The 13,401-nt window shown below is 42.6% G+C and carries 7 protein-coding genes; 4 read left to right on the forward strand and 3 right to left on the reverse strand.

The annotated features are described in order from the left end of the window. The first annotated feature begins 4 nt into the window (after nt 1-4). The gene (locus AC59IL_RS11270; RefSeq protein WP_496552222.1) at nt 5-2,818 is read left to right on the forward strand and encodes an outer membrane beta-barrel family protein; all 2,814 of its coding nucleotides are present in this window, start codon (nt 5-7) and stop codon (nt 2,816-2,818) included. A gap of 198 nt (nt 2,819-3,016) precedes the next feature. Continuing rightward, entirely contained in the window at nt 3,017-4,837 is a 1,821-nt protein-coding gene (locus tag AC59IL_RS11275; RefSeq protein ID WP_496552223.1) for an alpha-amylase family glycosyl hydrolase, read from the forward strand. A gap of 718 nt (nt 4,838-5,555) precedes the next feature. Here the strand turns inward: AC59IL_RS11275 and AC59IL_RS11280 are convergent. Further along, nucleotides 5,556-6,353, reverse strand: coding sequence for a GLPGLI family protein (locus tag AC59IL_RS11280; RefSeq protein ID WP_496552224.1), 798 nt, complete (start codon nt 6,351-6,353; stop codon nt 5,556-5,558). A gap of 23 nt (nt 6,354-6,376) precedes the next feature. Here AC59IL_RS11280 and AC59IL_RS11285 point away from each other — a divergent pair, with 23 nt between their 5' ends. Then, nucleotides 6,377-7,912: a sensor histidine kinase gene (locus tag AC59IL_RS11285; RefSeq protein WP_496552225.1), complete on the forward strand. Its 1,536-nt coding sequence runs from the start codon at nt 6,377-6,379 to the stop codon at nt 7,910-7,912. Then, nucleotides 7,912-8,604 (forward strand): response regulator transcription factor, encoded by a 693-nt coding sequence (locus AC59IL_RS11290; protein ID WP_496552226.1) that lies wholly within the window; start codon nt 7,912-7,914, stop codon nt 8,602-8,604. The genes AC59IL_RS11285 and AC59IL_RS11290 overlap by 1 nt, the downstream gene beginning before the upstream one ends. 173 nt (nt 8,605-8,777) lie before the next feature. Here AC59IL_RS11290 and AC59IL_RS11295 read toward each other — a convergent pair whose 3' ends face one another. Further along, complete coding sequence (locus AC59IL_RS11295; protein ID WP_496552227.1) at nt 8,778-9,062, reverse strand: hypothetical protein; 285 nt, start codon at nt 9,060-9,062, stop codon at nt 8,778-8,780. A 241-nt stretch (nt 9,063-9,303) separates the two neighbouring features. Further along, nucleotides 9,304-13,296, reverse strand: a complete 3,993-nt coding sequence (locus AC59IL_RS11300; protein ID WP_496552228.1) for a response regulator — start codon at nt 13,294-13,296, stop codon at nt 9,304-9,306. Nucleotides 13,297-13,401 lie beyond the last annotated feature (105 nt).

Consider the following 13,401-nt stretch of genomic DNA (forward strand, 5'->3'; position numbering starts at 1 on the left):
CGGCATGAAGAAGTTATACCTGCTTATTATCACCTGCTTTTTGTACTTCGCTTCGTTGGCGCAATCAAATGGTACTGTTAAAGGAGTAGCTTTCGATACATTATCAAAACAAACGGTTCAGTCGGCAACCATCACATTGCTGCAGCAAAAAGATTCATTGCTGGTAACCTTTACCATGACGGATAATAAAGGTCAATTTGAATTGAAAGGCCTCGCTAACGGCAAATACCGGTTGCTTATAACGCATGTAAATTATCACAACACCGGTACCTTGTTTACCATTGATGACGATCATAAGCAGGTTAATCTCGGCAACCTTGTCATGAATGATGTTACCCGGGTTTTGAGCGAAGTGGTGGTAACGGCCGAAGCCCCACCGGTTACCTTAATCGACGATACAGTACAATACAATGCCGGAAGTTTTAAAACAGTTCCCAACGCTACTGTTGAACAATTGCTGAAAAAAATGCCGGGGATTAAAGTTGAAAAAGACGGCACCGTAAAAGCACAGGGCCAGGAGGTAAAAAAAGTATTGGTAGATGGAAAGGAATTTTTTGGCAACGACCCCAAACTGGCCACCCGCAACCTCCCGGCCGATGCGGTTGATAAAGTGCAGGTATACGATAAAATGAGCGACCAGGCCCAGTTAACCGGTTTCGACGATGGTAACAGCGAAAAAACAATTAACCTTAAACTGAAAAAAGATAAAAAGAAAGGCACGTTTGGTAAAGCCATGGCCGGCGCCGGTACAAAAGACAGGTACGAAGGTCGCTTTAATGTAAACTCATTTAAAGGGGCGCGGCAATTGTCGGTCATTGGCATGGCCAATAATACCAATGCCGAAGGTTTTTCATTTATGGATATGCTCAACTTTACCGGCGCCCTGAACAATATGAAACAAGGCGGAGGAGGCGTTGAGATTAATATCAATAACGATGGCAGCGATGACCCTATGCAAAGTAGTAACAACACCGGTATACGAACCATTTGGGGAGGGGGAATTAATTACAACAATATCATTGGCAATAAAACCAATTTTACCAGCAACTATTTTTACAACAGGTATAGTCCTTCTGCCGAAAGCCATATTCAACGCCAATACTTTTTACCTGATTCATCCTGGTACTATAATCAGAATGCTTTTTCAAAAACGATCAATAACAGTCAAAAGCTGAATTTGAGCGCCGATATTCAGGTCGACTCATTTCATTCAATAAAAATTACACCTTCACTTGGATATCAGCAAACCCAAAAATCAACTACCAGCGATTATGCTTCTTTTTCGCTAACCGGTACGCCCGGTACCAGCGGATTGAGTGATAATAAATCAAACAACGAGGGATACAATTTTAAAAACGATATCCTGTTTCGAAAAAAGTTCCGGCAGCGGGGAAGAACATTTTCGCTGAGTTTGCAAAACAACCTGAATGCAAGTGATGGCGATGGAAGTTTAACCTCGGTAAATACCTACCGCAACACAACAGGTACGGTAATAAGAACCGATTCAATTGATCAGCGAAATACCAATAACAGCGATTTGCATAGTTATACAGCAAGGGCAGTGTATACCGAACCGGTTTTTAAAAGGTCGTTGCTCGAATTCAGTGTTGGCAAAAGCAGCAGTAAAAGCACGGCGCAAAAAATTACATACGATTACAATGCCATCAGCGGCAAATTCGACCGGTTAAACGACCGCCTTACCAATGATTATGAAAATAGTTATGGTTATAATACAGTTGGATTTCGCTGGCGAATGCAGCAAAAGAAATTCAATATATCGGCCGGAGTGAACTGGCAAAATGCAGAACTGGAAGGAAAGATCGTTTCACTGATAAAAGATTCTGTTATCAACAAAACATTTTATAATCTGCTGCCTAATGCACGGCTGCAGTACAGTTTTACAAAGTATAAAACGTTGCGCTTAAATTATACCACCGGTACCAATCAGCCATCTGTATCGCAGCTTCAGCCGATACCCGATATCAGCGATCCTTTGAATATAAAAGTAGGTAATGCCGATCTGAAACAGGAATTAACGCATACCGTGCAGGTGAATTTCTTTTCTGTTAATCCGTTCAAAAACAAAAACCTGTTTGCGTTTGTGAACCTGCGCCGTACCGACAACAAAATAGTAGATTTTGATACTATTGATTCGGTAGGTGTAAAAACAACCCGTCCGGTAAATGTAAACGGAGCATATGATGTAAGTAGCAATTTAAATGTGGGATTACCTGTTCGGTTTTTAAGGGGCAACGTGAATTTTAGTATGAACGGTTATTATACCAAAAACAAAACATTTATAAACGGCGCCGTAAATATGATCAATACCCTTAATGTCGGCCCCGAGGTTAGGCTTGAAATGAATGCTGGTGATAAACTGGATGTTTCGATAACCGGCGGTATCAATTATTATAAAACACAATACTCGTTAAGGGCTTCGTTAAACAATGAATATTTTAACCAGCAATACAGTACCGAAATAAACTGGCAACTACCGGCCGGCTTTTTCTTTAATACTGAATTTACCTACACTATTAACAGCCGCCGTGCCAACGGATTTAATGCCCGTGTGCCTTTATGGAACGCGTTTATCAGCAAGCAATTTTTGAAGTATAAAAAAGGAGAAATAAAATTATCGGTATTTGATTTATTAAATCAGAATATAGGAGTGAGCCGAAGCACCAGCCAGAATTATATTGAAGACAAGCGGGTAACCAATTTGCAAAGGTTTTTTATGCTAAGCTTTACATATAGCTTAAATAAAAATGGGTTGAGTGCGGGTGCTGAAAAAGGGGGTATTCATATTATACGAAGATAATTGAAGTCAGAAATCTGAGGTCTGAAGAACCTCTGTATTTAATCACTTCTTACTTTAGAAATCAGACATCGGACTTCCGACGTCGGACTTCCTACTTCGTTTTCTCTATTACTTCAACTTTCTGCTTTACTGCATTTTACTTCGGGGGATAAGCCGTGGTAACAAATTTGCATAACAGGTATTACAAAATGTACCACCATGCCAAAAACCCGCACGGCTGCGATTGCTGCACTATCAGCCACCATCGAAGGAATGGGAGCTATTCCACATAACAACGGCGTATTTTTCAGAGTTTGGGCGCCACATGCCCAAAAAGTTTTTGTAACCGGTGAATTTAATAACTGGTCGAAAACCAAACACGAAATGAATCAGGAAGCCAATGGTTATTGGGGCTTAAACATTCCCGAAGCGGCTGTAAACAATCAATATAAATATATTTTGCATACCAGTGAAGGCCCGTTGCATCGCAACGATCCCTATGCCAAAGAGCTTACCAGTTCGGTTGGCAACAGCATTGTTACCGACCCGCATTTTGAATGGACCGACCAGGACTTTCATATGCCTGCCTGGAATGAGCTGGTGATTTATGAAATGCATATAGGAACTTTTAATGTAACTGAAAACGGCAAACCCGGCACTTTCGAAACCGCCAGGCAGCGACTTGGATATTTAAAAACGCTGGGTATTAACGCTATTGAAATAATGCCCGCTACCGAGTTTCCCGGCGGTTTTTCGTGGGGCTACAACCTGTCGCACCCGTTTGCAATAGAATCGGATTATGGAGGCGTACGGGGCTTTAAAGAGCTGGTAAACGCAGCGCACGAACTGGGTATAGCTGTTATACTCGATGTGGTGTATAATCACTATGGCCCATCTGACCTTGACTTATGGAAATTTGATGGCTGGAGCGTGAATGATGGCGGCGGTATTTATTTCTACCAGGACTGGCGGGCGCAAACACCCTGGGGGCATACAAGGCCCAATTACGGACAGCCCGAAGTACGGCAATATATTCGTGATAATGCATTGATGTGGCTCGATGAATATCATGTAGACGGCTTACGCACCGATGCCATTTCGTATATACGTAATGTAAATGGCACCAATGAACGCGATGCCGATTTACCCGACGGATGGAGTCTGATGAAATGGATCAATGAAGAAGTGAAAAAAAGATTTCCCTGGAAGATAATGATCGCCGAGGATCTGCAGAACAACGAATGGATAACAAAGAACGAAAAAGACGGCGGCGAGGGATTTAGTTCACAATGGGACCCTGCTTTTACCTATAACGTGCGCGATGTTTTAAAAGTAACCGACGATGCTCACCGCGAAATGAAGAATATTCAATATGCCATTGAACATTGTTTTAATGGCGATGCCTTTCAGCGGGTGATCTATACCGAATCGCACGATGCAGTGGCCAATGGTCATACAAGGGTACCCGAAGAAATAGCGCCCGGTGACCCGCAAAACTGGTTTGCCAAAAAACGTTCGGTATTAGGCGCCGTTCTTACGTTAACGGCCGGTGGCATACCCATGATTTTTCAGGGACAGGAATTTGTTGAAGACGGATACTTTGATTCAAACCAACCGCTCGACTGGCAGAAGTTTTCAGATTTCAAAGGCATTGCACGCCTGTACCGCGATTGCATACAGCTTCGTCGCAATATAGAGGGCATAACAAAAGGATTAACCGGGCAGCATACCCGAATTGTTCATTTGAACCACGAAGAAAAAATAGTGGCTTTTCACCGCTGGCACGATGGGGGGCCAAAAGACAGCGTGATAGTTGTAATAAACTTTGCCAATAAGGCACATAAAGATTATGTAATTGGTGTGCCCGACGAAGGCGTATGGAAAGTTCGTTTCAACGGCGACTGGAAGGGCTACGATCCATCTTTCAACGATACACCCGCCATGGAGGCCGAAACTTTCGAAAGCAAAAAAGGCGATCACGATTTTAGTATAGCCATCAATGTGGGTGAATATAATGCTTTAATATTATCGAGGGATTGAGCGAAAAGGGTATAAGAGAAGAATGAGGCAAAGGAGTCTTGCTTGTTTGGCCTTCGTTATAAAATTCGGTCAGACCATTGTTTTATAAATATTAACAGTTTGATATAAAACTTTTGCTTTCTGAGAAACAAAATCCCTTTTGTCTTTTTTTACTCTTTCAAGCTCTTAGCTAAAAAGAAGGCCGGATAGAAATCCAGCCCGTATTTAATCCAATATCCTATGAAAAACCACTATTAAGTTACTATCAAAAATTGGTATACGCAATGATATTTGTCAGTGTTCTGAGCGATTATCGATTTATTGATTTTGGCTAACTTTTAATTAGTTTTTAATCGTAAGAACAATAAGTGAAGTTCTTCGGCTTTCGCCTACGTCAGATACGTCGCTCAGAAGGGAACAGAGCCCTGCATGGCTGATGTTCTTTAAAATTTTGTCGTGGTAATGCAGCGTTATAAACGCTAAATGTTTAGTTGTAGCAATTTTACTCCTTTGATGCTCCTTAGCTAAAAAAGAAGGCCGGATAGAAATCCAGCCCTGTATTAATCCAATATCCTATGAAAAACCGTTATGAAATTAATAGTAATATTTGAAGTATTTAATGACCTGCATCACATAGTTTGATGATTGTGGCAATGTTTTCATCGTTTTAGCGCTATATGCGAAAAAAGCTGCAAAACAATTGCAGCTTCTTACACTTCGTTGTTCTATATGGATACACTTAGCCTGCCCGGTCGGTCCTCATGCGCATAGGGCCCCGGTTGCGCTCCATCTCTTTCATCGCTTTATCACGCTCTTTATTAAACTCATCTACCGTTACCTTTTTTCCGCTTTTTGGTTCCCTGATAGTTGCTACATCTACTTTGGGCGATACCTCAATAGCCTTATACGAAGGTGTACCGTTAATATCTGTTTGTAAGATCAGTCCTGGTAACTGGCCCTGAAAGTCGGGGCCCGCAGCAACGGGTATGGCCGGGGTAAACCAGGCTATAATATGACTGGTATCGGCTACTTCTTTGCGGCTCATAACACCGTTATCCATCGACATCGTCATGCGTTTGCCAATGCGGGTGGTTACCGCCTGCTGACAGGCATATCCCAGTATATTTTTGCTTTCACCGGTTAACTTCCAGTTTAGTTTACGAATACTGTCGTTAATAAGGTATTGTTTGGTGGCAAATTCGCGTTGTTCAACCATACGTTCTTCTGAAAAATTACACCAGGTTATATCATCATCGCCCATTATACGTATCTGAATGCCATTTTCATTCGATGGAAAATCCGCGGCATTATCATCTTCGAGCTGACGGCGCAGCATCTGGTTGTTACCGAATAACACTTCAACTTTAAAAACCCGGGTACGTGGTACCTGCTGCTCCATACCATCGCTACCTGCTATGTGAATTTGCATTTGCCGGTAAAACTCATATACTACCCGTCCCGCGCTTGCGCGGGATTGCTGTTGCGCCTGTACCTGTTGTAACATTAATACGCCAAACAAAAAGTATATCGTTTTCATACTCATTTATTTTTTTCAAATCTATGGCAGCCAGTACGGGCAACAGGTTAATGCACCTTGGTTTAATGTTAATTAAGGTTAATGTTTCGTACGCGCTGCCGTTTATCGGCTACTTTTGTTACGATATGAACAGGCGCCGGTTTTATTTATCTGTTGCATTAATGTTGCTGGCCATTGTAGCTGTAGCAACCTTTCAGGTATATTGGGTTTCGAAAAACTTTCGCGAAGAGAAGCACGATCTTACCTTTCGCACCAACGTATTATTTCGCGAAGCCATACAACACATCAGGGCCGAAAAGTTAAAGCTCGATACCAATGTAAACGTTCAGTTTAAAGTAACCCGTTACGGTGCGGTGGGCATGCTGGATGCTATTAAACAAAAAGTAACCGATTCAGCTGAAGGAAAAAGACGGATGCATGTATTTGTAACAGAAAAAAACACGGCTTATTTTGATGAACCTTTCCCCAACGATTCAATACGCGAAGTTCATGTTTTTAAAAGCGGTCCCGCCCCGGGCATCATTAAAGTGCTAAGCTCGGTAGATTCGTTGCAGGATTCGATCAGTGTACCGGAACTTACCCGTAAATACGCTCAAATATTAAAGCAGGAAAAATTAGCGCTCCCTTTTTCAATAAGCAGTCACCCCACTGTGTTAAGAGAAGAACCCTGGCGACCGCCCGACTTCGAAAATGATAACGAAGTTACCATTGGCTTTAATCACCCGGTTACTTACCGGGTAGCTATTTCAAATACAACGCATTTTGTGCTTGGTAAAATGTGGCCCCAAATACTTGTATCGCTGCTGCTGGTGGGGGTTACAGTGCTTTCGTTTACCCTGTTGCTGCGTAACCTGATACAACAGCGAAAGCTAACGCAAATAAAAAATGATTTTATCAGCAATATTACCCATGAGCTGAAAACGCCTATTGCTACGGTAAGTGTTGCCATTGAGGCGTTGCGCAACTTTGATGCGCTACACGATCCGCAACGCACGAAGGAATACCTGACTATATCTTCCAACGAATTACAGCGCCTGTCGTTTTTGGTTGATAAAGTGCTGAAGCTGTCGATGTTCGAAAAACACCAGATAGAACTGAAAGAAGAATCGGTCGATTTGTCACAGCTGGTAAATGAAGTAGTAAACTCCATGAAACTGCAGTTTGAAAAATACAGGGCGAAAGTAAGTGTGGCGATGCAGGGCTACCGGTTTACCATCAATGCCGACAGACTGCATATTACCAGCGTGCTGTTTAATTTGCTCGATAATGCATTGAAGTATGGTAAAGAAAATCCTTCGATCCATATTGAACTGAAAGAAGATCAGCAGTATGTGTTGCTGTCGGTAACCGATAACGGCATAGGCATAGCTACCGAATACCGTAAAAAAGTGTTTGAAAAATTTTTCAGGGTGCCATCGGGCGATACCCACAATGTAAAAGGCTATGGCCTGGGGCTGAGTTATGTTGCTTATGTTATTCAACGGCACTACGGGTCAATTGAGGTCGAAAGCCAGCCTGGCATTGGCAGCCGTTTTATTATTAAACTTCCTGCAGCCTGATGAACAAAATCAAAATACTGTACGTAGAAGATGAATTGTTTCTGGGCAAAATTGTAAAAGAAAGCCTTGAAAGCCGGCATTTTGAAGTGGTGATGGAAAGTGATGGGCAAAATGTTTTGCAAACGTTCAATCGCACAAATCCCGATGTGTGTGTGCTGGATGTAATGCTGCCCAACAAAGATGGTTTTACCATTGCCGGTGAAATACGTGAACTGAATGCCAACGTGCCGATTATTTTTTTAACTGCCAAAACACAAACCAACGACCTGGTGAAAGGTTTTACGTTAGGCGGTAACGATTACATTCGCAAACCGTTTAGCATGGAAGAGCTGATTGTGCGTATTGAAAATGCTTTACGGATAAAACAGCAGGGCGGTAAACCGGTAAATGGCAAAGATTCGTTACAGATGGGTGAGTATCTTTTTCATATAATGCGGCAAACGCTTACCTACGATAAACAGGAACGCAAGCTGTCGTTTCGCGAAAGCGAACTGCTTAAATTATTATACGAAAACCGCGATAAGATCATCGATCGTAAAGACATACTGAACCTGTTATGGGGCAATGATTCATTTTTCAATTCGCGCAACCTCGACGTATACATTACCAAACTACGCAGCTACCTGAAAGAAGATGACAGGCTGGAGATTATTACTATTAAAGGAGTGGGGTACAGGTTTGTGGTGGGGTAAGCCAATGTTTCTGGTTTGTAGTTTGAAGTTTGTGGTTGCTGCCGCGCTTTGGAGTTTCTTATTAAGATCAAACACCTTAACAGTTTAACAGGATCAAATTGCACGGCAAGATTCACCGAAAGAACCACAAACCACAAACTGCTTCGCGCGCGCGATTTATTCTTTAATAACTTTTATAGCTTAATAGTTTGCACTTGATGCGGTTTTTTCAGGCGTTGAAAGAACCACATGATGGTGAAGGTGGGAATAAAATCAAGGCCCGGCAATGCTTCTTCCACAAAATTAAACAGGCCGCCGAAGGCGCCCTTCCAGCCGCCGAAAACTTTATAAAAAATGATAGCAGAAATCGGCGCCCAGATAATATCACCAAATTCGCCCAACACAGGAATGGCATACGTGGCACAGCCAAGAATATCCATCACCAGGCAAAATATTAATGAGGGTTGCTGTTTGTTCATCTTTTAAATTTAATGCAATTAAGACGCAGAATATTAGTCGCAGGTTGCAGGTTTCTGTTACAGGTAGCAGGCAGCGGGGTTTGTTGTTTGCGGTTTGTGGTTTATTGTTGCTGCTGCGATTTAATCAGTGTTTATGATATTAAAACACACTGATTTATATAAAAGAGAATTTGAAATTCGAAATGATTAAATTTTGTGAGACTCTCCGGAATGAAAGAACCACAAACCACAAAGCCTGTTTTTATACGAGAAGCATTCTTTTTTTGAGAACCGCTTCAATTTCTTCAAGCTTAAATGGTTTTGAAATGTAGTCGTTCATGCCGGCTTCAATACATTTTTCCTTGTCGCCCTGCATGGCATCGGCGGTGAGCGCAATTACGGGTATATGATTGTACGGCTCGGGTAATTCGCGAATTAAACGCGTAGTGGTGTAACCATCCATTTCGGGCATGTTTACATCCATAAAAATTAATTGCGGCTCCTGTTGGTTTAATATGTCGAGCGCCTGTTTGCCATTGGTGGCTTTTATAACGGCAAATCCCATTCTGCTTAATACTTCGGTTATCAGCATCATGTTAATAGGCTCGTCTTCTACCACCATAATGCTGGCTGCGTCGGCAATTTTTTCGATGGTAGGAATGATGCTGATCTTTTCCTGCTGTTGCTTGCCGGTGGCAAACATGGCCGACAGCATGGCGTACAGCTCGTATAATTTTACCGGTTTTGACAAAAAACCATGAATGCCCAGTTTTTCGGCCTGCCGCTGGAACATATTTTTTTCGAGCGACGATAACATCAGAATTACCGGCTGTGATGATCCGCGGCCAGTTTTTCGCATTTCCTGAACCAGTTGCATGCCATCCATTTGCGGCATATGGTGGTCGGTTAAAATCAGATCGAGTGGTTCGCCTGCTTTTTGAATGCGGTTCAGTATCATCAGCGCCTCGCGGCCACTGGCTGCTATTTCGCAGGGTATGTTGAAATAACGGAATATTTCCTGCATCAGCCAGCGGTTGGTAGCGTTGTCGTCGATAACCAGCACTTTTTGTAACGGAGGCCGGTAAGCAGCAGTTATTTGTGGTTCGCTGTTTACAATTTCGAGCGGCATGCGAAGCGTAAAGGTGCTGCCGCGATTAGGTTCACTTTCTACTTTCAGGCCGCCTTCCATCATTTCGGCTAAGCTTTTCGAAATGGTTAATCCAAGCCCCGTTCCGCCATATTTACGGGTGGTAGAGGAATCGGCCTGCGTAAAACTGTCGAATATCTTCGCTAATTTTTCTTTTGGAATACCAATACCGGTATCGCGAACCGATAATTCGATATCGATAAAGCGTTTATCGTTTTTGAAATAAATATTGCCTGCTTTTTTAAGCGATACAAATATTTCGCCCTGTTGCGTAAACTTAATGGCATTGCCCAACAGGTTCACAAATACCTGGCGAATACGAACCGGGTCGCCGCTTACCCGCGAAGGCAGCAGCGGATCGATGTGGCAAATCATTTCGAGCTTCTTTTCAAAAGCCTTAACGGTTAAAATATCAATCGTTTCTTCTACCAGTTCGTCAATTTTGAAAGTAATATTGTCGATGTGCAGCTTGCCGGCCTCGAGCTTTGAAAAATCAAGAATGTCATTAATGATGTCGAGCAGGCCGTAAGCCGATTTTTTTACGTTCTCCAGATAATCGCGTTGCGAATGTTGTAAAGTGGTGGTAAGCACCAGGTCGGTAAAACCAATAATGCCATTCATGGGTGTGCGTAACTCATGACTCATGTTGGCCATAAATTCGCTCTTTGCCCGGTTGGCCGATTCGGCCATATCTTTTGCCCCAACCAGTTCCTGCTCCATTTGCTTGCGTTCAATGGCTGCGGCGAGGGTAGCGGCAAAAGATTGCAGAATGGTAAATTCAGTGATCGTCCATTCGCGTTCTTCTTTTCGGTCGATGAAGCTTACATAACCCCAGAAGTAATGCATAGTAAAAACTGGCAGAACGGCTGCTGTTTTCACACCTATTTTTTCATAAAAAGATTTTAATTCGCCTTCCTCCATATTTTTAACGTGGCTGCAGAATATTTCTTCTTTTATGAGTGTTTGAAACAGAGGCGAATCGAGGTCGCATACTTTATGCTGAAACTGAGGATTACGATAAGTGAGATCGTCGTTCAATGTTTCCCACTGCCACAACCTGTCGCAATACCATTTGTCTTCTACGGCAACGTATTCGTTTTTGTACACGTTCAAACTATCTACCTGCAGTTTTAAACCCAGCAGCTGAATGGCTTCCCCAATAGCTTCTTCTACATTATTATTACTGATGAGCAGGTGGGTGGCTTCGGCAACCGCCTGTAACAACTGATCTTTACGGCGAAGGCTTTCTTCAACTTTTTTAAGCGGTGTAATGTTGTGAACAAATCCAAGAACGCCCCAAACATGGCCATCGGCATCTTTAAGGGGAACCTTTACCGTGCTCATGGTATTCAACTGGCCATTGGTTACGTTTGGTTCTTCGGGTATGTACATCACTTTGCCCGTTTTAACCACTTCATCATCATCGGCCCAAAAACCACGGATGCCACGGGCGGGATCGCCTTTTACATACTCAACGGGGAACCCAACTTCGAGGTCGTCTTTTCCAATAATATCATGGGGCGATTTGCGAAGCGAATCGGCACATGCCTGGTTTATTAATAAGAACCGGTGACCGGGATCTTTGATAAATATCCAGTCGGGCGTTGAATTTATGATCGTGCGCAGTAATTCTTCTGATTGTCTTACTTCAGCCAGCAATTGCTCGCGTTCAACCTCGGCTTTTTTCTGTTCGGTGATGTTACGCGAGGTAGTAATTACTTTTATTACATTATCATTTTCTTTTACCGGTTTTAGAATGCTTTCGAGCCAGATGTATTTATTGCTTTTGGTGCGTATGCGATACCGAAGCGTAAGATTATCGATGCTGTTTAAAGCGGGATTGTTTTCATGGGGTTTAAAGGCAAATACATCTTCGGGATGAACAAATTCGGTAATGCGTCTTCCTTCCATTTCTTCGCGGGAATAACCCAGCACTTTTTCAACTGAAGGCGAAATGTATTGCAAAGTTCCATCGGGTTCACTTACTGAAATAATATCTTCTGAGTGTTCGGCCAGCAAACGGAATTTTTGTTCACTGTTTTGAAGCGCCTGTTCGGCAATTACTTTATCGGTTACATTCACGCCAATACCCTGAATTTCTGAAATGCCCTGTTCATTTTGCAGGGCTATAAATTCCCAGTCGGTCCACTGAAAACTATCATTATGTTTAATCGACTTTTTTATGAGCAGTTTATAAACCGTGCCCGGATGTTCCCAGCATTGATCGGCCACCTGCTGGCAGCGGTACAGGTCTTTGGGGCTGATGGTTGTATAAAAAGGAGCGCCTAAAACATCTTTTTCAACATAACCGAAGGTTTGTAAAAACTGCGGGTTGGCATAGGTGAAGTTGCCGGCCCGGTCGATGCGTATAACGTAATTCGTTTGTGAGTTAAGGATCGACGACAGGTATTGTTTTTCGCGCAGCAGGGCATTGCGGGCCATTTGCAGGGCTTCGTAATTGCGTTTGTTGCTGCGGAACAACGGGTCAATAACCAGTAAAATCAAACAAACCAGCGCAATAATCAGCGAAACAAATTTGCCGGTATTGATGTTGGATGAATCTTCAATTCGTTCTGTTACCAGTTTTGTATAGCGCTGCACCACTTCGTTCATGAGCGGAAAGAACTTTTTTTCACTATACAATATCTGTTGAATGTAAATAGCACTGTTCATCCTGAGCATACTGCTATCGGCTTCCATTACTTCCCGGGCAATGGCCACCATTCCTTTAAAATGGGTTTGGGCATTGGTAAGGTCGCGGGTTATTTCGAGCAGTTCGGAAGAAGCCGGTTCTTTGCGAAGCACAATTATTTTATCGCGTAAAAGCTGGTTGCTGGCGTTAAAGGTATCAATGGCGTTTTGAAGTTGCAGGCGAATAGATTGCTTATCAGATTCGGTGATGATGGTGGTTTTGGTAAGAAGCAATACATCTTTGGTAATGATCTGGCTAAGGGTTTGCTGATGGCCGCCGATATTTACCAGCTGCACCATTTTTTCGTTCTGTTTTGATGTAAGGTGAATGAGGTAATACCCAAAGAAGTTGAATAGAAGCACAGCGGCAAGCAGTACTACAGCAATTCTAACCAGTTTACGAAAGGGACTCTTCATTGGATTTTTTGAGGCTACTATATCTACCTGTTATCTTTAACTAAAAAAACAGCTTTCTATTGAATATCAACCCTTTTTTTTATCATAAATAAGGGTAATATTTAA

The sequence above is a fragment of the Niastella sp. sgz303648 genome (assembly GCF_059587045.1).

Coding starts and splice junctions, on each gene's coding strand:
- AC59IL_RS11275 (WP_496552223.1), top strand. CDS start 3,017: ATGCCAAAAACCCGCACGGCTGCGATTGCTGCACTATCAGCCACCATC.
- AC59IL_RS11300 (WP_496552228.1), bottom strand. CDS start 13,296: ATGAAGAGTCCCTTTCGTAAACTGGTTAGAATTGCTGTAGTACTGCTT.
- AC59IL_RS11280 (WP_496552224.1), bottom strand. CDS start 6,353: ATGAAAACGATATACTTTTTGTTTGGCGTATTAATGTTACAACAGGTA.
- AC59IL_RS11295 (WP_496552227.1), bottom strand. CDS start 9,062: ATGAACAAACAGCAACCCTCATTAATATTTTGCCTGGTGATGGATATT.
- AC59IL_RS11290 (WP_496552226.1), top strand. CDS start 7,912: ATGAACAAAATCAAAATACTGTACGTAGAAGATGAATTGTTTCTGGGC.
- AC59IL_RS11270 (WP_496552222.1), top strand. CDS start 5: ATGAAGAAGTTATACCTGCTTATTATCACCTGCTTTTTGTACTTCGCT.
- AC59IL_RS11285 (WP_496552225.1), top strand. CDS start 6,377: ATGGCAGCCAGTACGGGCAACAGGTTAATGCACCTTGGTTTAATGTTA.